We start from the raw sequence: 19031 nt of genomic DNA on the forward strand, positions 1-19031 counted from the left end.
CGAGGCGCGCATCGCAATCGAACACGAACGAGGAGGGCCCATGCAGAGCCCGATAGCACCGCCCCCGCCCCTGGAAGCCGGAACCCTGCGAGTCACGCCCGTCGGCGGACTCGGCGAGATCGGCCGCAACATGACCGTCTACGAGTACGAGGGCAAGCTCCTCGTGGTCGACTGCGGCGTGCTCTTCCCCGAGGCCGACCAGCCCGGGGTCGACCTCATCCTGCCCGACTTCTCGATCGTGCGGGACCGCCTCGACGACGTGGTGGGCATCGTGCTCACCCACGGGCACGAAGACCACATCGGCGCGGTGCCCTACCTGCTCAAGCTGCGCGAAGACATCCCGCTCATCGGCTCGGGACTCACCCTCGCCCTCGTGGAGGCGAAGCTCAAGGAACACCGCATCACGCCCTACACCTTCGACGTGAAGGAGGGGCAGGTCGAGGAGCTCGGGCCGTTCACCTGCGAGTTCGTCGCGGTGAACCACTCGATCCCGGATGCGCTGGCGGTCGCCATCAAGACACCGGCCGGCGTGGTGCTGCACACGGGCGACTTCAAGATGGACCAGCTGCCGCTGGACGGCAGGCTCACCGACCTGCGCGCGTTCGCGCGGCTCGGCGAGGAGGGCGTCGACCTGTTCCTGCCCGACTCCACCAACGCCGACGTGCCCGGCTTCACGCCGCTCGAGCGCGACATCGGCCCGGTGCTGGAGTCCATCATCGAGCGCGCACCCCGGCGCGTGATCGTGGCGAGCTTCTCGAGCCACGTGCACCGCGTGCAGCAGGTGCTCGACGCCGCCCACGCCCACGGGCGGCGGGTGGCCCTGCTCGGCCGTTCGATGGTGCGCAACATGACCATCGCCGCGGAGCTCGGCTACCTCAAGGTGCCCGACGGGGTGCTGATCGACTTCAAGAAGGCGGGCGACCTGCCCGACGACCGTATCGTCTACATGTCCACTGGTTCGCAGGGCGAGCCGATGGCCGTGCTGTCGCGGATGGCGAACCTCGAGCACCAGATCGAGGTGGGGGAGGGCGACACGGTCATCCTCGCCTCCAGCCTCATCCCCGGCAACGAGAACGCGGTCTACCGCGTCATCAACGGCCTCACCAAGCTCGGTGCCAACGTGGTGCATAAGGGCAACGCGAAGGTGCACGTCTCCGGCCACGCGGCCGCGGGCGAGCTGCTCTACTGCTACAACATCCTGAAGCCCAAGAACGTGCTGCCGGTGCACGGCGAATACCGTCACCTCGTGGCCAGCCAGAAGCTCGCCATCGAGACCGGGGTGCCCGAGCGCAACACGATCGTGGCCGACGACGGCACCGTGGTCGACCTGCGGAACGGCGTCGCGCGCGTGGTGGGGCAGTACGATCTCGGTCTGGTCTACGTCGACGGCTCGTCGGTGGGCGAGATCACCGATGCCGACCTCAAAGACCGGCGCATCCTCGGCGAGGAGGGGTTCATCTCCATCATCGTCGTGGTGGAAGCGCAGACCGGCCGGATCGTGGTGGGGCCCGAGATCAACGCCAAGGGCTTCGCCGAAGACGACAAGGTCTTCGACTCCGTCAAGCCGAAGATCAGTGCGGCGCTCGCGGAGGCCGCCGGAAACGGCGTGCGCGACCCGTACGCGCTGCAGCAGGTCGTGCGTCGCACGGTCGGCCGCTGGGTGAACACCAGCTTCCGCCGTCGGCCCATGATCGTGCCGATGGTGATCGAGGCCTGAGCGCGGGCCGACCACCCTCGGCGCGGCACCACCGCGTCGTCGGGGGTGGCGGGTAGCGTCGTGGCATGGCCACGAGGAGTACGTCGACGCCCCGATCCAGGGGGGCGTCCTCGGCGCGCGCGAACGGAGCGGCACCCCGCAAGCCGGCATCGCGCACCGCCGCCCAGAAGACCGTGAAGTATCCGGTCGTCACCGAGCAGAAGCCCAACGCCCTCGCGCGGATGTGGCTCGCGCTGGCCCACGTGGTGGGCGGAGCGGCGCGGGCCTTCGGGCCCGAGAAGCTGGCGAAGGAGGAGCGGAGGGACGGCCTGCCGTTCCTGTTCTTCCTGCTCGCGGTCGCGGGCGCGGTCGTCGAGTGGTTCTTCGCGTCGAACGCCGTGGCCGTGGCGCTGAACGCGTACACCTTCGGTGGGCTGTTCGGCCGGGTGGCCTACGCGCTCCCCGTCATCCTGCTCCTGCTGGCGCTGTGGTTGTTCAGGCACCCTGCGTCCGTCAACGACAACGGGCGCATCGGCATCGGTCTCGCCGTCTTCCTCGTCGCCGTCTCCGGGCTCTGTCACGTGCACGGCGGCGCGCCCGACCCGGCGGCCGGCATCGAGGGGCTCTCCGCGGCCGGCGGCATCATCGGCTGGATCGCGGGGGCGCCTCTGGTGGCGCTCATCACGCCGGTCGGCGCCACGATCGTGCTCGTGCTCTTCGCGGTGCTGTCGCTGTTCATCATCACCAAGACGCCGCCGAACCGCATCGGCCGCCGCGTGCGCGAGCTCTACGCCTACCTTTTCGGGGCCACCGCGCCTGAGGAGGGTGCGACGGGTGCGACGGCCGCCGAGGCCGCCGCCGACGCCTCGGCCGCTCCCGCCCGCAAGCGCCGTCGCAAGGGCGAGGCGGCCGGCGACGACCCCAACATGCTCGACTTCGACGCCCAGCCCTCCGACTCGGGCGCGCTGCCCTGGTGGCGTCGCAACGACTCCCAGCGCGAGGCCGATCCCGAATTCGACACCCCGCCGCTGGCGCCGCGCATCGAAGACCGTACGCCGCCGCCCGAGGACGGCCCCTACGCGAGTGCGGCCGATTTCGATGCGATGATCGCGGGACCGGGCGACGACGCCACGGAGAACTTCGGCAAGGGACTCCTGCGCGACATGCAGGCCGCCGAGCAGGCCATCAAACGCGTCACCGGGGAGATCCTCCCCGGTCGCAAGCAGGCGACGGGGCTGCTCGACGACGACGCGACGGAGTCGCTCGACGCCTTCGCCAACCCGGTTCCCGGCGACGTCGAGAGCGTCGACGGCCTCCCCGAGCCCGCCCCCGCATCCGACCCGGTCAATTACCGTCTGCCGTCGGTCTCGAACCTCTCGGTCGGTGAACCCTCCAAGGCTCGCTCCGCGGTGAACGACGACATCGTGCGGGCGATCACCGATGTGCTGAAGCAGTTCTCGGTCGACGCCACGGTCACCGGGTTCTCGCGCGGCCCGACCGTCACCCGTTACGAGATCGAGCTCGGCCCCGGCGTGAAGGTGGAGCGGGTCACCGCGCTGTCGAAGAACCTCGCCTACGCGGTGGCCTCGAACGAGGTGCGCATCCTCTCGCCCATCCCGGGCCGCAGCGCCATCGGCATCGAGATCCCCAACACCGACCGCGAGACCGTGTCGCTGGGGGACGTGCTGCGTTCGCAGAAGGCGATGAACGACCCCCACCCGATGACCATCGGTGTGGGCAAAGACGTCGAGGGCAAGTTCGTGCTGGCCAACCTCGCCAAGATGCCCCACCTGCTGGTGGCCGGTTCCACCGGTTCGGGCAAGTCGAGCTTCGTGAACTCGATGGTCACGAGCGTGCTCATGCGGGCGAAGCCGAGCGAGGTGCGCATGGTGCTGATCGACCCGAAGCGGGTCGAGCTCACCGCGTACCAGGGCGTGCCCCACCTCATCACCCCCATCATCACCAACCCGAAGAAGGCGGCGGAGGCGCTGGCCTGGGTGGTGAAGGAGATGGACATGAGGTACGACGACCTGGAGAGCTTCGGCTTCCGGCACATCGACGACTTCAACCGCGCCGTCATCAACGACGAGATCCAGTTGCCGCCCGCCTCGCAGCGCGTGCTGAAGCCCTACCCGTACCTCCTCGTGGTGGTCGACGAGCTCGCCGACCTCATGATGGTCGCCCCGCGCGACGTCGAGGACTCGATCGTGCGCATCACCCAGCTCGCCCGCGCCTCGGGCATCCACCTGGTGCTCGCCACGCAACGGCCCTCGGTCGACGTGGTCACCGGTCTCATCAAGGCCAACGTGCCCTCACGCCTGGCCTTCGCGGTCACGAGCGTCACCGACTCGCGGGTCATCCTCGACCAGCCGGGAGCTGACAAGCTCATCGGCCAGGGAGACGCGCTGTTCCTGCCGATGGGCTCGTCGAAGGCCATCCGGGTGCAGGGCGCCTGGGTGGGTGAGAGCGAGATCGCCAAGGTGGTGGAGCACGTCACGAGGCAGGCGCGCCCGGAGTACCGCGACGACGTGGCGGTCACGGCCGAGAAGAAGCAGATCGACTCGGACATCGGCGACGACCTCGAAGTGCTGCTCGCGGCGGCCGAACTCGTGGTCACCAGCCAGTTCGGCTCCACCTCGATGCTGCAGCGCAAGCTCAAGGTCGGCTTCGCGAAGGCGGGCCGCCTGATGGACCTGCTGGAGTCGCGCGAGATCGTCGGGCCCTCGGAGGGTTCGAAGGCCCGCGACGTGCTCGTCACGGCCGAGCAGCTTCCGCAGGTGCTCGCCATGATCCGGGGCGACCAGGGGGCGGTGGCGCCCGCCGCCGACCGCTACGCTGAGGACGACGACGAGTCCGGCGACGAAGACGCCTGGCAGCTGACCGGCAGGGAGTGATCGCGTGAGCGCGGACGAGGTGCGGGTCAGCAACTGGAACCTGCCGAACGCCATCACCATCGTGCGCATCCTGCTCGCACCGGTGTTCTTCGTCATGCTGCTCGTCGACGGGCACGACCACGGCGCGCTGCGCTGGGCGGCGGCGGTGCTCTTCATCCTGGCCATCGCCACCGACGGCATCGACGGGCACATCGCGCGCAGCCGTGGCCTCGTCACCGATCTCGGCAAGCTGCTCGACCCCATCGCCGACAAGGTGCTCACGGGCGCCGCGCTCATCGGCCTGTCGATCCTCGGTGAGCTGCCCTGGTGGGTCACGGCGCTCATCCTGGTGCGCGAGGTGGGCATCACCGTGTGGCGCTTCGTGCAGCTGAAAGACCGCGTCATCCCGGCCTCGCGGGGCGGCAAGCTCAAGACCCTGGTGCAGTCGATCGCCATCTCCCTGGCGCTGCTGCCCTTCCCGGCGCTGTTCGGCGGCTGGGTCGACTGGGTGAACACCGTGTTCATGGCGCTCGCGCTGGTACTCACCGTCGTCACTGGCATCGACTACCTCGTGCAGGCGTGGCGGCTCAATCGGCCGGCGCCTGGCGCCCCGTCGAACCCGCCGTCCTCGACGAGATGACCGGCCCCGAGCCGCTCAACGGCCTCGCCCCGCGTATCGTGTCCGCTCTCCTCGCCGGCCGCACGAGCATCGCCGTGGCAGAGTCGCTCACGGGCGGTCTCCTCACGGCGGCCCTCGTCGACGTGCCGGGCGTCTCCGCGGTGCTCCGCGGGGGAGTGGTGGCCTACGACACGGCGGTCAAGCACACGGTGCTCGGGGTCGATGCCGAGGTTCTGGCGGCTCACGGGCCGGTGCATCCGGATGTGGCGATGCAGATGGCGGTCGGAGCGCGCGAGGCTCTGGCGGTGGCGGGCGAGCCGGCGGCGGTCGGGGTCTCGACCACCGGTGTGGCGGGGCCCGACCCGCAGGACGGTCAGCCGCCGGGCACCGTGTACGTGGGTATCGCGGTGGGCAGCGACGTGCGGGCGCACGCGCTGCACATCGAAGGCGACCGGGCGGAGGTGCGGGCCGGAGCGGTGCGCGAGGCGCTCAGTCTGCTCGCTGTCGCGCTCGATCTCGAGGTGGGAATGTGACGCGTTTCGATCTCGTTACATCTGACGTCATTCACAAGTATTGTCCAGTCCCGGTCGTTTAGAGTCTTTGCTACGAACCACACGGTGACAGGATGCGCAAGGAGGGTCCAATGATTCTAGTTCGTCAGGAAATCGGCGACGTGCTTCGGGACTTCCGTCTGCAGAAGGGTCGTACCCTTCGCCAAGTCGCCAGCAAGGCGAGCGTCGCGCTCGGCTACCTGAGCGAGGTGGAGCGAGGTCAGAAGGAGGCGTCGAGCGAGATCCTCGCGTCGGTCGCCGAGGCGCTCGACACCCCGATCTCGGTCATCATGCGCGAGGTCGGAGACCGGCTCGCCCTGGTGGAGGGCAACTCCATCCCCGACACCATCCCGGACGAGTTCGTGGCCGACTTCGACGCCGACCTCGTCGCCCGCTGAGCGGGTGCGACTGAGCGAGTTCCGGCAGGCGATCCTCGACGAGTTCGGGAGTGCCTACGGGCGTGTGGTGACCGACGACCTCGTGCTGGTCGATCTCGGTGACCGCACGCCGGCGGAGGCGCTGGCGGCGGGAGTGTCGCCGCGCGAGGTGTGGCTGGCCGTGTGCCGGGCGTCAGATGTTCCCGTGCACCGCCGCCATGGTGCAGGCCTGCCCGCACAGCCCCGAGGCTGAGCGTCGACGTGCGGCGTGCACGACACGCCGGGTTCGACTCTCGAACATATCTTCGGTGAGGCGTAGGCTCCTGCACAGCGGGAGATTCGAACACGTTCTCCACAGATTCTGCTGACGGCGCCCCCGGTGTCGGAGGTCGGCTCTAGCGTGATGCGTGTTCGACCACCCGTCGACGCCCTGTCGTCGTCGTACCGGACGGTTCGACGCCACGACAGCCTGTGGGCACACCATCCGCCGCCGAGAGGCCGCACCAGCACGAAGGAGATCGAGATGCCGTCAGACGCAAATCGTGAGAAAGCACTAGAGACCGCGCTCGCCCAGATCGATCGCCAGTTCGGCAAGGGCTCGGTGATGCGCCTCGGCAGCGACGAGCGTGCTCCCGTCGAGGTCGTGCCCACCGGGTCGATCGCGCTCGACGTGGCGCTCGGCATCGGGGGCCTGCCGCGCGGCCGCATCGTCGAGATCTACGGCCCGGAGTCCTCGGGCAAGACCACGCTCACGCTGCACGCCATCGCCAACGCCCAGCGGGCCGGTGGTATCGCCGCCTTCATCGACGCCGAGCACGCCCTCGACCCCGAGTACGCCAAGAAGCTCGGCGTCGACATCGACTCCCTCCTGGTCTCTCAGCCTGACACCGGGGAGCAGGCGCTCGAGATCGCCGACATGCTGGTGCGCTCCGGCTCGATCGACCTCATCGTCATCGACTCGGTGGCGGCCCTCGTCCCCCGCGCCGAGATCGAGGGCGAGATGGGCGACTCTCACGTGGGTCTCCAGGCGCGCCTCATGTCGCAGGCGCTGCGCAAGCTCACCGGTGGGCTCAACCAGACCAACACCACCATGATCTTCATCAACCAGCTGCGCGAGAAGATCGGCGTGTTCTTCGGCAGCCCCGAGACCACCGCCGGTGGTAAGGCGCTCAAGTTCTACGCCTCGGTGCGACTCGACATCCGCCGCATCGAGACCCTCAAGGAGGGTACAGAGGCCGTCGGCAACCGCACCCGCGTGAAGGTCGTGAAGAACAAGATGGCCCCGCCCTTCAAGCAGGCGGAGTTCGACATCCTCTACGGTGTGGGCATCTCCCGCGAGGGCAGCCTCATCGACTTCGGTGTCGAGCACGAGATCGTGCGCAAGTCGGGTGCCTGGTACACCTACGACGGCGACCAGCTCGGCCAGGGCAAGGAGAACTCGCGCCGCTTCCTCAAGGAGAACCCCGATGTCGCGGCCGAGATCGAGAGCAAGATCCTGGCGAAGCTCGGTGTGGGCGAGGCGGGAGCCGCGGGCCAGACCGGTGGTTCGGTCGAGTCCATCGAGGCGAAGCTCGCTTCGCGTAAAGGCGCCTAGCCGACGATGAACGACGTGGTCAGCCTGGAGGCGGTGCGGCGTGGGCGGGCTCGCTCGCGCGCGGTGGCCGCCTCCGGCGCCGCCGACGTGAGTCACTTCGAACACGATCGGGCCATCGACGACCAGGCCATCGACGCCGGGGCCATCGATGAGGAGAGCGACGAGGAGCGGCTCGAGCGCATCGGAGACTCCGTTCTGCGGGCGCTGGGTCGTCGGCAGCTCTCGACCGTCGAGACCCACGAACTCCTGGTGTCTCAGGGAGCTTCGATCGATGAGGCCGAGGTGCTGGTGGCCCGGTACGAAGAGCTCGGCTACCTCGACGACTTCGCTCTCGCCGAAGCCATGGTGTCGCGCTTGAGCGAACGCAGTCACAAGAGCAAGGCCGCCATCGGCCGCGAACTGAGTGCCCGAAAGATCCCGGGCGAGTTCGTCACCGCCGCACTCGAGCAGCTCGACGAGGAGACGGAGTTCGACCTGGCCGTCGAAGCCGCCATGAAAAGGGTGGCGCAGCTCTCGGGATACGACGAGCAGACGGTCGAGCGTCGGCTGATGGGCTTTCTCACGAGGCGGGGATTCACCTCGGGCGTCGTGCGCGAGGCCACCAGGCGCGCGCTGGCCACTCGCCGGCGGTCCACGGGCCCGCGCTTCGTCTGAGGCGTCAGCGCCGCACACCTGCGTTTCGTACAATTGACCCACCATGAGCACTGTGAGTGAAGCCCCCACGATCATCGGGGAGTCGAGCGCGTCGCGCGACGCGTCGGGTCGCGCCCGCACCTACGAAGTGCGCACCTACGGCTGCCAGATGAACGTGCACGACTCGGAGAGACTGAGCGGCTCGCTCGAGGCAGCGGGCTACGTGCGGGCCGACGGCGTCGAGCCCGACGTGGTGGTCATCAACACCTGCGCCGTGCGTGAGAACGCCGACAACAAGCTCTACGGCAACCTCGGCCACCTGGCCTCGGTCAAGCGCAAGCACGAGGGCATGCAGATCGCGGTGGGCGGCTGCCTGGCCCAGAAAGACAAGAACGTCATCCTCGACAAGGCGCCGTGGGTCGACGTCGTGTTCGGCACGCACAACATGGGCTCGCTGCCGAGTCTGCTCGAGCGCGCCCGTCACAACGACGCCGCGCAGATCGAGATCCTCGAGTCGCTGGAGACCTTCCCGTCGACCCTTCCCACCAAGCGCGACTCCACCTACAGCGGCTGGGTCTCCATCTCGGTGGGCTGCAACAACACCTGCACCTTCTGCATCGTGCCGTCCCTGCGGGGCAAGGAGAAAGACCGCCGCCCGGGCGAGGTCCTCGCCGAGCTGCAGTCGCTCGTCGACGACGGTGCGATCGAGGTCACGCTCCTCGGCCAGAACGTCAACTCCTACGGCGTCGAGTTCGGTGACCGCTTGGCGTTCGGCAAGCTGCTGCGCGCCGCCGGCCAGATCGACGGCCTCGAGCGCATCCGCTTCACCAGCCCGCATCCCGCCGCGTTCACCGATGACGTCATCGACGCCATGGCGGAGACGCCGGCCGTCATGCCCCAGCTGCACATGCCTCTGCAGTCGGGGTCGGACCGCATCCTCCGCGCGATGCGTCGCTCGTACCGCTCGGCCAAGTTCCTCGGCATCCTCGACCGGGTGCGCGACAAGATCCCGCACGCGGCCATCAGCACCGACATCATCGTCGGCTTCCCCGGGGAGACCGAAGAAGATTTCCAGGAGACGCTGCGGGTGGTCGAGCAAGCGCGTTTCGCCTCGGCCTTCACGTTCCAGTACTCGATCCGCCCTGGCACACCGGCAGCCACCATGCCCGACCAGGTGCCGCGCGAGGTGGTGCAGGAGCGCTACGACCGCCTGGTCGCGCTTCAGGAGCGCATCAGCCTCGAAGAGAATCAGAAGGTGGTCGGCCGCCGGGTCGAACTCGTGGTGGCCAACGGCGAGGGTCGCAAAGACGCCGAGACCCATCGCCTGAGCGGCCGTGCCGAAGACAGCAGGCTCGTGCACTTCGAGGTCCCCGCAGGCTCGGTCGCGCCCCGACCGGGTGATGTCGTGTCGGTCGTCGTCACGCACGCGGCTCCGTTCCACCTCATCGCCGACAGCGACGGGTCGCCGCTGCGGGTGCGCCCGACCCGCGCGGGCGACGCGTGGGACAGGGCTCAGGCCGAGTCCTGCGCCGTGCCCACCCCGGCGGGCGCATCCGGGCCGACCCCGGGCAGGGTCTCCTTGGGTCTTCCCTCCCTCCGCATCGGCAGTGCGCCCCGCGTCGCGCCGGGCGTCGCCACGCTCCCGATCTACAGCACCACCGACGACCTCCGCGGCTAGCGGCGATGGGCTCTCCGCCAGACAAGGTGCCCGAGCTGGTCGCCGTGGTCGGTGCCACCGGAACGGGAAAATCCGAGTTCTCGCTCAGGGTGGCCGACGCCCTCGACCGCGAGGGGCGCGCGGCCGAGGTGATCAACGCCGACGCCATGCAGCTGTACCGCGGCATGGACATCGGCACGGCGAAGCTCACCGCCGCCGAGCGCTCAGGTGTGCCGCACCACCTGCTCGACGTGCTCGACGTCACCGACGAGGCGTCCGTGGCGGCCTACCAGCCCGCGGCGCGCGCGGCCATCGACGAGGTGCTGGCGCGTGACGCCGTCCCTGTGCTCGTCGGCGGGTCGGGCCTCTACGTGTCGTCGGTCATCCACGACTTCCGTTTCCCCGCTCGCGACGAGGCCGTCCGCCTGCGCCTCGAAGACGAGCTCGAGCGGGTCGGGGCGGCCGGTCTGTACGAGCGGCTCCACGCGATCGACCCCGAGGCCGCCGAACGCGTCGGCGGGTACAACGGCCGGCGCCTCGTACGCGCGCTCGAGGTGGTAGAGCTCACCGGCGAACCGCTCAGCGGAACATTGCCGGAGACGCCGATTCCGTGGCGCACGACGACACTGGTGCGGATCGGCGTCGAGCGGGCCCGGCTCGTGGAGCGCCTCGACCGCCGAGTGGAACGGATGTGGGACGCCGGCCTGGTCGAGGAGGCCCGCTCACTCGTCGGCCGTGGTCTCCGCGACGGCGTGACCGCATCCCGTGCCATCGGGTACGCCCAGGCACTCGCCCAGCTCGATGGCACCGCCACCGCCGAAGAGGCCATCGCCGACGCCCAGGCGCTCACCCGACGCTACGCGCGCCGTCAGGTGAGCTGGTTCAAGCGCTACGAGCGCGCCCTCGACGTCGACGGACTCGATGCCGACGACGTCGTGTCCGCTGTGGGCCGAACCGTGCGGTCGCTCAGCATCGCGGCCCTAGACTGATCGCATGCCTGCCGACCTGCACTTCACGAAAGGACAGGGCACGGGCAACGACTTCGTGCTCTTCGCCGATCCCGACGGCGAGATCGACCTCGACCCGTCGCAGATCGCGGCGGTGTGCGACCGTCATTTCGGGGTGGGCGCCGACGGTCTGCTGAGGGCCGTGCGGTCGCGCAGCATCCCCGAGGGTGCGGCGGCCCTGGCCGAAGACGAGTCCGCGGAGTGGTTCATGGACTACCACAACGCCGACGGGTCGATCGCCGAGATGTGCGGCAACGGAATCCGGGTGTTCGCCCGGTACCTGATCGAGAACGGGCTCGCCGAGCTCGTGCCGGGTGAGACCCTCGCCATCGGCACACGCGCCGGTGTGCGTGACGTGCAGCGCAGCCGCCTCGGGTTTCAGGTCGACCTCGGGCGATGGAGGCTCGACGGCGGAGAGCCGCTGGTGCGCGCGAAGAACCTCCAGGTCGCCCGGCCCGGCCTCGGCATCAACATCGGCAACCCCCATGTGGTGGTGGCGCTGGCCGACGACGAGGAGCTGGAGTCGGCCGACCTGAGCTTCATCCCCCACCTCGAGCCGGAGCCGGTCGACGGGGCGAACGTCGAGTTCGTGGTGCCGAGCGACCCGCTCGTGCGCGACGGGGTCGGCCACATCCGGATGCGCGTGCACGAGCGCGGCAGCGGCGAGACGCTCTCCTGCGGCACGGGCGCGGCGGCGGCCGCTCTGGCCACCCGCCACTGGGCGGGAGAGGGCGCCCCCGACCACTGGAGCGTCGCGGTGCCGGGCGGCGTGGTGGGGGTGCGGATGTTCGCCACCGAAGACGGGGAGCACGTGGCGCTCTCGGGGCCGGCCGAGCTGGTGTACGAGGGCGATCTCGCGATCGCCTGAGCGCAGACGATCGCCGGAGCGCAGACCGGCGACTCAGCGCGACGTGGCGTGCCGCCGGGCCCGCAGCAGCCGGTAACCCCGGTTCGTGGTGGCGCGCAGCACCGAGAGGTCGGCGAACTCGCTCTCGAGCCAGCGCTGCAGCGAGTCGGAGCCGAGGTTCTTCTGCACCACGAGCCAGGCGTCGGCGCCGATCTCGAGTCGCGGGAGCCAGTGCTCGAGCATGGAGTGCAACTCGTTCTTGCCCACCCGGATCGGCGGGTTCGACCAGATCGCCATGAATTCGACGTCGGCGGGAACATCTTCGGGCCGGCAGGCGTTGACATGCTCGAGGCCCAAGATGTGAGCATTTCGTCGAACCAAGTCCAGCGCGCGTTCATTGACGTCCACCGCCCACACCGTGGCGTGTGGTGACTCCAGGGCCAGTGAGAGCGCGATGGGTCCCCAGCCGCAGCCCAGGTCGAGCAGGTTGCCGCCCGGGGGTGGAACCGGAACGTTCGACAGTAGAACACGCGTGCCCGCGTCGAGCCGATCGGGGCTGAACACGCCTCCCGCCGTCACGAGACGACGAGGGGCCCCTGCCAGCTCGACCGTGATCTCGCGAAGCGACATCTCTCCCGCGGGTTTCGCCGAGAAATAGTGCTCGCCATCCATAGAGGGAATCTAGCAAACAAGGAGGCTAGTCTTGACTGCGATGTCAGACCACGACACCCCTGTCACCGACACCACCGTCCCATCCGCCGGCGCTGCCGCCGCCGAGGACGTGGTCGCGCGGGTTCTCGCTCGCGCCGAATCTCGCGCGAGCGGCTTCTCGCTGTTCGCCGACGGCGCCGCACAGGCGTTGCAACGCAGCGACACGGCCGCGGGCTCCGGCTTCGACGGCGACCAGTTCGATCGCGACGACCGGCAGTCGCTCCGGCGTGTCGCCGGGCTCTCCACCGAGCTCGATGACGTCACCGAGGTGGAGTACCGGCAGCTGCGGCTCGAGAACGTCGTCATCATCGGCGTCTACTCGCAGGGCACGCTGTCCGACGCCGAGAACTCGCTGCACGAGCTCGCCGCGCTGGCCGAGACCGCCGGAGCCGTGGTGCTCGACGGACTGCTGCAGCGCCGGCCGCATCCCGACCCCAGCACCTACTTCGGCAAGGGCAAGGCGGAGGAGCTGCGCGCCATCGTCGCCTCGCTCGGCGCCGACACCGTCATCGCCGACACCGAGCTCGCCCCGAGTCAGCGTCGCGCGCTCGAAGACGTGGTGAAGGTGAAGGTGATCGACCGCACGGCCGTCATCCTCGACATCTTCAGCCAGCACGCCAAGAGTCGCGAGGGCAAGGCGCAGGTCGAGCTGGCGCAGCTCGAGTACCTGCTGCCGAGGCTCCGCGGCTGGGGTGAGTCGATGTCCCGCCAGGCCGGTGGCCAGGTGGGTGGCGCCGGAGCCGGTATGGGTTCGCGCGGACCGGGTGAGACGAAGATCGAGCTCGACCGCCGCCGCATCCACACGCGCATGGCGAAGCTGCGCCGTCAGATCGCGGCCATGAAGCCCGCGCGCGAGGCCAAGCGGGCCAACCGCCGCCGCAACGCCGTGCCCGGGGTCGCCATCGCGGGGTACACGAACGCCGGCAAGTCCTCGCTGCTCAACCGCATCACGAGCGCGGGGGTGCTGGTCGAGAACGCGCTATTCGCCACCCTCGACGCCACGGTGCGCAAGAACACCACGACCGACGGTCGCCCTTACACCCTCGCCGACACCGTCGGCTTCGTGCGGGCGCTGCCGCACCAGCTGGTCGAGGCGTTCCGGTCGACGCTCGAAGAGGTCGCCGATTCCGACGTCGTGGTGCACGTGGTCGACGGTTCGCATCCCGACCCCGCCGGCCAGATCGCCACCGTGCGCGACGTGCTGGGCGAGGCCGGAGCGCGTGGCATTCCCGAGATCGTCGTGTTCAACAAGAGCGATCTGGTGAGCGACGACGACCGGCTGGTGCTGCGCGGACTCGAGCCCGGCGCGGTGTTCGTGTCGAGCCGCACCGGGGAGGGCATCTCCGAGCTGCTCGCCCGGATCGACGCGATCCTGCCGCGGCCCAGCGTGGAGGTCGAGCTGCTCGTGCCCTACGACCGAGGTGATCTCGTCACGCTGCTGCACGAGCGCAACACGGTGTTGAGCACGGAGTACGAAGAGCAGGGCACGCACGTGCGCGCACTCATCAACCCGGAGTACGAGGAACGACTGGGGGCCTTCGCCGTCACGCACTGACGGCGGAGGGCCGTCAGACGGCCCGGAGGACGGCGACGACCTTGCCGAGCACCTGGGCGTAGTCGCCGAGGATGGGCTCGAAGTTGCTGTTGCGAGGGAGCAGCCAGGTGTGGCCGTCGCGCTGGCGGAACACCTTGACGGTGGCCTCCTCGTCGAGCATGGCGGCCACGATGTCGCCGTTCTCGGCCGTGTTCTGCTGGCGCACCACGACCCAGTCGCCGTCGCAGATGGCGGCGTCGATCATCGATTCGCCCACCACCTTCAGCATGAACAGCTCGCCGTTGCCGACGAGCTGGCGGGGGAGGGGGAACACCTCGTCGACTTGCTGCTCGGCCGTGATCGGGATGCCCGCGGCGATGCGGCCGACCAGGGGCACGAGCGTGGCGTCTCCGACCGGGGGCGCGGAGTCGGCATCGGGGCCGGGCGCGTCGTCGAGACCGGGCACGTCGATGAGCACCTCCATGGCGCGGGGCCGGTTGGGGTCGCGCCGGAGGTAGCCGGAGAGCTCGAGCTGGTTGAGCTGGTGGGTGACGCTCGAGAGCGAAGCGAGGCCGACGGCGTCACCGATCTCGCGCATGCTCGGCGGGTAGCCGCGCGAGGTCACCGAGCGCTGGATGACGTCGAGGATGGCGAGCTGCTTGTCGCTGAGGCTCTTGCGCCGCCTCGTGCGACCGGGTTCGTTCACCACGTTGCCTGCTCTCTGTCGGTGGTCGGTGATCTGATGTCGGTGGTGGGTGATGTGATTCACCCATCGATCGAAACTGTATCCGAGAACGGCTCATCCGCACATCTATGTTCGAGTGTGTCGCGCGAGAAGTCGCGGTTTCGATCGTCTTGACAGGTCGAACATTCGAAGATAGATTCGGAACACAGATTCGCAGGAGGCTACGATGAGCATCGCCGCATCGATGATCAGTTCAGTCAGCACCACCCCCGTCACCGCGACCGCGCTTGCGCCGGAGACGAGGCTTCGCATCACCGCGCGTGGCCGTCGCGTTCTCGCGGCGCTCATCGCGCTCCCCATCGTCGCGGCGCTCGGCACTGCGGCGCTCCTCGGAGGTGGTGCCGCCATCGCCGGCGCCGATTCCTCCACCACGAGCTTCGAGTACGTCACCGTCACCGGAGGGCAGACCCTCTGGGGCATCGCCGAGACTCTGGCCCCCGAGGCCGACCCGCGCGATGTCATCGCCGAGATCATGAGCCTCAACCAGCTCACCGAGTCCTCCGTCCAGCCCGGCCAGCGCATCGCCATCCCGACCCACCTCGCCGACTGAACCGCCCTCTCCGCGTCCGCCGTCGTCGCACGAGCGGCGTCCACCCTGCGATTGGGCCCCGGTCGCACGCATTCCGCGCGGCCCACATTCGCGGATGCCGCGAACCGCACCGCGACCTCAATCAGCCGCAGATGCCCGTTTCATCGCGTAGGTCTGCGACCCGCGACGGCCACACGCCGGCCGCGCTCGTCCATACACGAGCCACCCCCTCCGCGCCGTCACGGCGGCCGGAAGCCGTCATTCCTGCGTGAACGAACCGCGGAGTCCGCAAGCCGCCGGCCGGGGCCTCGGCGGGTCGGGTGGGCGAAGGGAGGTGCGGTGGATGCGGGTGCTGGGGTGGAAGGTATGGGTCGGGGCGGCGTCGGTAGAATCGGGCGGTGACTTCTCTCGATGACCTGCCCCTCCGAGACGACCTCCGCGGCCAGGAGCCTTATGGGGCCCCGCACCTGCACCTGCCGGTCCAACTCAACGTCAACGAGAACACCCACCCCATCCCCGAAGACGTCGCCCGCGACATCATCGAGGCCATCGCGCGCGAACTCCTGCAGGTGAACCGCTACCCCGACCGCGAGTTCACCGCCCTCCGCGACTCCCTCGCCGGCTACCTCGGCCACGGCCTCACCCGCGACAACCTCTGGGCGGCGAACGGCTCCAACGAGGTGCTCCAGCAGATCCTCATGGCCTTCGGCGGTCCCGGCCGCACCGTGCTGGGCTTCCCTCCCACCTACTCGATGCACTCGATCATCGCCCACGGCACCGGCACCGAGTGGATCGCGGGGGAGCGTGACGCCGACTACCTCATCTCACCCGAGACGGCGGTCGACTGGGTCACCCGCACCAAGCCCGACCTGGTGTTCTTCTGCGCCCCCAACAACCCGACCGGCACCGCCCTCGGCCTCGACACCATCGCGGCGGCTTACGACGCCACCGACGGCATGGTGATCGTCGACGAGGCGTATGCCGAGTTCATGCCCGACGGCGAGCCCTCTGCGCTCACCCTCCTCGAGGGTCGACCGCGCCTGATCGTGTCGCGCACGATGAGCAAGGCCTTCGCCTTCGCCGGCGCCCGCCTCGGCTACCTCGCCGCAGACCCCGCCGTCACCGACGCCATCCGCCTCGTGCGCCTTCCCTACCACCTCTCCGCGCTCACCCAGGCGGCCGCCGTCGCGGCGCTCGCCCACGCGCCCGAGATGCTCGCGATGGTCGACGACATCAAGGCCCAGCGCGACCGCATCGTCGACGAGCTCACCGAGTTGGGCTACAGCCCCTGGCCCAGTGCCGCGAACTTCGTGCTCTTCGGCGGGGTGGACGATCCGGCCGCCCTGTGGCAGGCGCTGCTCGACCGCGGCATCATCATCCGCAACCTCTCCATCCCGGGTCACCTGCGCGTGAGCGCCGGCACCGCGGCGGAGACCACGGCCTTCCTCGACGCGATGCGCGAGCTCACCGTCCACTGAGGGGGCCGCGCGCATCAGCCGATCGCCCCGCCCGGCGTCGGTAGACTGCTGGCATGACCGCCCCACGCACCGCCGACCTGCGCCGCGAGACGAGCGAGTCGTCGATCGAGCTCTCGCTCGACCTCGACGGCACGGGTGTCGCCGACATCGAGAGCACCGTCCCGTTCTACGACCACCTGCTCACGGCGTTCGCGAAGCACTCCCTCACCGACCTCCGGGTGCGGGCGAAGGGCGATATCGAGATCGACGTGCACCACACCGTCGAAGACATCGGCATCGTGCTCGGTCAGGCCATCCGCCAGGCGCTGGGCGACAAGTCGGGCATCTCGCGCTTCGGCGACGCCCTGGTTCCGCTCGACGAGGCCCTCGTGCAGGCCGTCGTCGATATCTCGGGCCGCCCCTTCCTCGTGCACTCCGGCGAGCCCGCCGGCTTCGAGTACCACCTCATCGGCGGCCACTTCACCGGCTCGATGGTGCGCCACGTGTTCGAGGCCATCACCTTCAACGCCGGCCTCACGGTGCACGTCACCGTGCTGGGCGGCCGTGACCCGCACCACATCGCCGAGGCCGAGTTCAAGGCCTTCGCGCGCGCCTTCCGGCAGGCGAAGGCCCTCGACCCGCTCGTCTCGGGCATCCCTTCCACCAAGGGTGCCCTGTGACCGCCAAGCCCTCGGTCGTGGTGCTCGACTACGGCAGCGGCAACATCCACTCCGCCGCCAAGGCGCTCGAACGCGCGGGCGCCGAGGTCACGGTCACGGGCGATCGCACGGCGGCCCGCGAGGCCGACGGTCTCGTGGTACCCGGTGTGGGCGCATTCAGTGCCGTCATGGACCAGCTGGATGCGGTGCGCGGCGGCGAGACCATCGGCCGCCGGCTCGCGGGCGGCCGGCCCGTGCTCGGCATCTGCGTGGGCATGCAGGTGCTCTTCGACGAGGGCATCGAACGCGGCGTCGACACCGAGGGCCTGGGGGAGTGGCCGGGCACGGTCGACCTGCTCGAGGCCGAGGTGGTGCCGCACATGGGCTGGAACACCGTTGAGGCCCCCGAGAACTCGGTACTCTTCGACGGCATCCGCGACGAGCGCTTCTACTTCGTGCACTCCTACGCCGCGCAGCACTGGCAGCTCACCGAGGAGGTCACGAAGCGCCCGCCGCTGGTGACCTGGGCCCGACACGGTTCGCGCTTCGTGGCCGCGGTCGAGAACGGACCGCTCTCGGCCACGCAGTTCCACCCCGAGAAGTCGGGCGAGGCGGGCATCCGCCTGCTCGCCAACTGGGTGGGCACCCTGCGCTGAGACGGTGGCGACGTCTCGAAGGAGGGCAGATGCCCCACGGTTTCGACGTGACGCCGCCGAGTCGCTACTATCGCCAGGGGCCGTGGCGAGCACGGGCCCACGATCGAGGATCTTCATGAGCGAGTTCAACAAGGCGCCCCGACTGGTGCTGCTTCCCGCCGTCGACGTGGCGGGCGGCAAGGCCGTGCGCCTCACCCAGGGCAAGGCCGGCACCGAGACCAACCACGGCGACCCCGTCGACGCCGCCGCCGACTGGATCGCGCAGGGCGCGGAGTGGATCCACCTGGTCGACCTCGACGCCGCCTTCGGCCGCGGCAGCAACCTCGGCGTGATCAAGAAGGTCATCCGCCAGGCCAAGGGCGTGAACGTGGAGGTGTCCGGCGGCATCCGCGACGACGCGAGCCTCGAGACCGCCCTCGAATCGGGTGCCAAGCGCATCAACCTCGGCACCGCCGCGCTCGAGAACCCCGAGTGGGCCGCCAACGTCATCGCCCAGTACGGCGAGGCCATCGCGGTGGGCCTGGATGTGCGGGGCACGACCCTGGCCGCCCGCGGCTGGACCCAGGACGGCGGCGACCTCTGGCAGGTCATGGACCGCCTCGAAGAGGCCGGATGCGCGCGCTACGTCGTCACCGACGTCACCAAGGACGGCACCCTCAAGGGCCCGAACGTCGAGCTGCTGCGCCAGGTGATGGCCCGCACCGAGCGCCCCGTCATCGCCTCCGGCGGCATCTCGAGCCTCGACGACCTGGTCGAGCTGCGCGAGATCGTCCCCCTCGGTCTCGAGGGCGCCATCGTGGGCCGCGCCCTCTACTCGGGTGCGTTCACCCTCGCCGAGGCGCTGGACGTGGCTTCTGCCTGACACTCCCGAGCAGCAGGGGCCTCC

19 protein-coding genes are annotated in these 19031 nt (G+C 69.5%); 17 read left to right on the forward strand and 2 right to left on the reverse strand.

Features of this window, described 5'->3' with window-relative positions; all coding sequences use genetic code 11:
• Positions 1-40: 40 nt before the first annotated feature.
• The 11 genes from N1031_RS08925 (at position 41) to dapF (ending at position 11875) form a co-directional block, all read left to right on the forward strand.
• Positions 41-1717, forward strand: a complete 1677-nt coding sequence (locus tag N1031_RS08925; protein WP_259479259.1) for a ribonuclease J — start codon at positions 41-43, stop codon at positions 1715-1717.
• 65 nt (positions 1718-1782) lie between these two features.
• Positions 1783-4590, forward strand: a complete 2808-nt coding sequence (locus N1031_RS08930; RefSeq protein ID WP_259479260.1) for an FtsK/SpoIIIE family DNA translocase — start codon at positions 1783-1785, stop codon at positions 4588-4590.
• Positions 4591-4594: 4 nt separating this feature from the next.
• The gene (gene pgsA, locus N1031_RS08935) at positions 4595-5209 is read left to right on the forward strand and encodes a CDP-diacylglycerol--glycerol-3-phosphate 3-phosphatidyltransferase (RefSeq protein WP_259479261.1); all 615 of its coding nucleotides are present in this window, start codon (positions 4595-4597) and stop codon (positions 5207-5209) included.
• Positions 5206-5721, forward strand: a complete 516-nt coding sequence (locus tag N1031_RS08940) for a CinA family protein (protein WP_259479312.1) — start codon at positions 5206-5208, stop codon at positions 5719-5721. The genes pgsA and N1031_RS08940 overlap by 4 nt, the downstream gene beginning before the upstream one ends.
• Positions 5722-5831: 110 nt before the next feature.
• Positions 5832-6137 (forward strand): helix-turn-helix domain-containing protein, encoded by a 306-nt coding sequence (locus tag N1031_RS08945; RefSeq protein WP_259479262.1) that lies wholly within the window; start codon positions 5832-5834, stop codon positions 6135-6137.
• Positions 6138-6141: 4 nt separating this feature from the next.
• Positions 6142-6369: a DUF3046 domain-containing protein gene (locus tag N1031_RS08950; RefSeq protein WP_259479263.1), complete on the forward strand. Its 228-nt coding sequence runs from the start codon at positions 6142-6144 to the stop codon at positions 6367-6369.
• Between the two features lie 270 nt (positions 6370-6639).
• The gene (gene recA, locus N1031_RS08955; RefSeq protein WP_259479264.1) at positions 6640-7710 is read left to right on the forward strand and encodes a recombinase RecA; all 1071 of its coding nucleotides are present in this window, start codon (positions 6640-6642) and stop codon (positions 7708-7710) included.
• Positions 7711-7716: 6 nt separating this feature from the next.
• Positions 7717-8364, forward strand: coding sequence for a regulatory protein RecX (locus tag N1031_RS08960; protein WP_259479265.1), 648 nt, complete (start codon positions 7717-7719; stop codon positions 8362-8364).
• A gap of 43 nt (positions 8365-8407) precedes the next feature.
• Positions 8408-10021, forward strand: a complete 1614-nt coding sequence (gene miaB / locus N1031_RS08965) for a tRNA (N6-isopentenyl adenosine(37)-C2)-methylthiotransferase MiaB (RefSeq protein WP_259479266.1) — start codon at positions 8408-8410, stop codon at positions 10019-10021.
• Between the two features lie 5 nt (positions 10022-10026).
• The gene (gene miaA / locus N1031_RS08970; RefSeq protein ID WP_259479267.1) at positions 10027-10989 is read left to right on the forward strand and encodes a tRNA (adenosine(37)-N6)-dimethylallyltransferase MiaA; all 963 of its coding nucleotides are present in this window, start codon (positions 10027-10029) and stop codon (positions 10987-10989) included.
• Positions 10990-10993: 4 nt separating this feature from the next.
• Complete coding sequence (gene dapF, locus N1031_RS08975; RefSeq protein ID WP_259479268.1) at positions 10994-11875, forward strand: diaminopimelate epimerase; 882 nt, start codon at positions 10994-10996, stop codon at positions 11873-11875.
• 33 nt (positions 11876-11908) lie between these two features.
• On the opposite strand, the gene N1031_RS08980 is transcribed toward dapF, so the two are convergent.
• Positions 11909-12526, reverse strand: a complete 618-nt coding sequence (locus N1031_RS08980; protein WP_259479269.1) for a class I SAM-dependent methyltransferase — start codon at positions 12524-12526, stop codon at positions 11909-11911.
• 40 nt (positions 12527-12566) lie between these two features.
• Between N1031_RS08980 and hflX the strand changes: the two genes are divergently transcribed.
• Positions 12567-14120 carry a GTPase HflX gene (gene hflX, locus N1031_RS08985; RefSeq protein ID WP_259479270.1) on the forward strand — a complete coding sequence of 518 codons (1554 nt, stop codon included), beginning with the start codon at positions 12567-12569 and terminating at the stop codon, positions 14118-14120.
• A gap of 13 nt (positions 14121-14133) precedes the next feature.
• Here hflX and lexA read toward each other — a convergent pair whose 3' ends face one another.
• Complete coding sequence (gene lexA, locus N1031_RS08990) at positions 14134-14808, reverse strand: transcriptional repressor LexA (protein WP_375163628.1); 675 nt, start codon at positions 14806-14808, stop codon at positions 14134-14136.
• Between the two features lie 202 nt (positions 14809-15010).
• Between lexA and N1031_RS08995 the strand changes: the two genes are divergently transcribed.
• From N1031_RS08995 to priA, 5 genes are all read left to right on the forward strand, one after another.
• Positions 15011-15394 (forward strand): LysM peptidoglycan-binding domain-containing protein, encoded by a 384-nt coding sequence (locus N1031_RS08995; protein WP_259479271.1) that lies wholly within the window; start codon positions 15011-15013, stop codon positions 15392-15394.
• 377 nt (positions 15395-15771) lie between these two features.
• Positions 15772-16851 carry a histidinol-phosphate transaminase gene (locus tag N1031_RS09000; protein ID WP_259479272.1) on the forward strand — a complete coding sequence of 360 codons (1080 nt, stop codon included), beginning with the start codon at positions 15772-15774 and terminating at the stop codon, positions 16849-16851.
• Positions 16852-16904: 53 nt separating this feature from the next.
• The gene (hisB, locus tag N1031_RS09005; protein WP_259479273.1) at positions 16905-17510 is read left to right on the forward strand and encodes an imidazoleglycerol-phosphate dehydratase HisB; all 606 of its coding nucleotides are present in this window, start codon (positions 16905-16907) and stop codon (positions 17508-17510) included.
• Entirely contained in the window at positions 17507-18145 is a 639-nt protein-coding gene (hisH, locus tag N1031_RS09010) for an imidazole glycerol phosphate synthase subunit HisH (RefSeq protein WP_259479274.1), read from the forward strand. The genes hisB and hisH overlap by 4 nt, the downstream gene beginning before the upstream one ends.
• 115 nt (positions 18146-18260) lie before the next feature.
• Complete coding sequence (priA, locus tag N1031_RS09015) at positions 18261-19007, forward strand: bifunctional 1-(5-phosphoribosyl)-5-((5-phosphoribosylamino)methylideneamino)imidazole-4-carboxamide isomerase/phosphoribosylanthranilate isomerase PriA (protein WP_259479275.1); 747 nt, start codon at positions 18261-18263, stop codon at positions 19005-19007.
• The last annotated feature ends 24 nt before the right edge of the window (positions 19008-19031 follow it).

Origin of the sequence: Herbiconiux moechotypicola (genome assembly GCF_024979255.1) — a bacterium.
GTDB lineage: Bacteria > Actinomycetota > Actinomycetes > Actinomycetales > Microbacteriaceae > Herbiconiux > Herbiconiux moechotypicola.

What these genes read in the sequence shown, in the direction of transcription:
- N1031_RS08945 (WP_259479262.1), top strand. Translation starts at nt 5,832, where the DNA reads ATGATTCTAGTTCGTCAGGAAATCGGCGACGTGCTTCGGGACTTCCGT.
- N1031_RS08925 (WP_259479259.1), top strand. Translation starts at nt 41, where the DNA reads ATGCAGAGCCCGATAGCACCGCCCCCGCCCCTGGAAGCCGGAACCCTG.
- N1031_RS08995 (WP_259479271.1), top strand. Translation starts at nt 15,011, where the DNA reads ATGAGCATCGCCGCATCGATGATCAGTTCAGTCAGCACCACCCCCGTC.
- N1031_RS08940 (WP_259479312.1), top strand. Translation starts at nt 5,206, where the DNA reads ATGACCGGCCCCGAGCCGCTCAACGGCCTCGCCCCGCGTATCGTGTCC.
- N1031_RS08980 (WP_259479269.1), bottom strand. Translation starts at nt 12,526, where the DNA reads ATGGATGGCGAGCACTATTTCTCGGCGAAACCCGCGGGAGAGATGTCG.
- miaB (WP_259479266.1), top strand. Translation starts at nt 8,408, where the DNA reads ATGAGCACTGTGAGTGAAGCCCCCACGATCATCGGGGAGTCGAGCGCG.
- hflX (WP_259479270.1), top strand. Translation starts at nt 12,567, where the DNA reads ATGTCAGACCACGACACCCCTGTCACCGACACCACCGTCCCATCCGCC.
- hisB (WP_259479273.1), top strand. Translation starts at nt 16,905, where the DNA reads ATGACCGCCCCACGCACCGCCGACCTGCGCCGCGAGACGAGCGAGTCG.
- recA (WP_259479264.1), top strand. Translation starts at nt 6,640, where the DNA reads ATGCCGTCAGACGCAAATCGTGAGAAAGCACTAGAGACCGCGCTCGCC.
- priA (WP_259479275.1), top strand. Translation starts at nt 18,261, where the DNA reads ATGAGCGAGTTCAACAAGGCGCCCCGACTGGTGCTGCTTCCCGCCGTC.
- dapF (WP_259479268.1), top strand. Translation starts at nt 10,994, where the DNA reads ATGCCTGCCGACCTGCACTTCACGAAAGGACAGGGCACGGGCAACGAC.
- N1031_RS08930 (WP_259479260.1), top strand. Translation starts at nt 1,783, where the DNA reads ATGGCCACGAGGAGTACGTCGACGCCCCGATCCAGGGGGGCGTCCTCG.
- N1031_RS08960 (WP_259479265.1), top strand. Translation starts at nt 7,717, where the DNA reads ATGAACGACGTGGTCAGCCTGGAGGCGGTGCGGCGTGGGCGGGCTCGC.
- miaA (WP_259479267.1), top strand. Translation starts at nt 10,027, where the DNA reads ATGGGCTCTCCGCCAGACAAGGTGCCCGAGCTGGTCGCCGTGGTCGGT.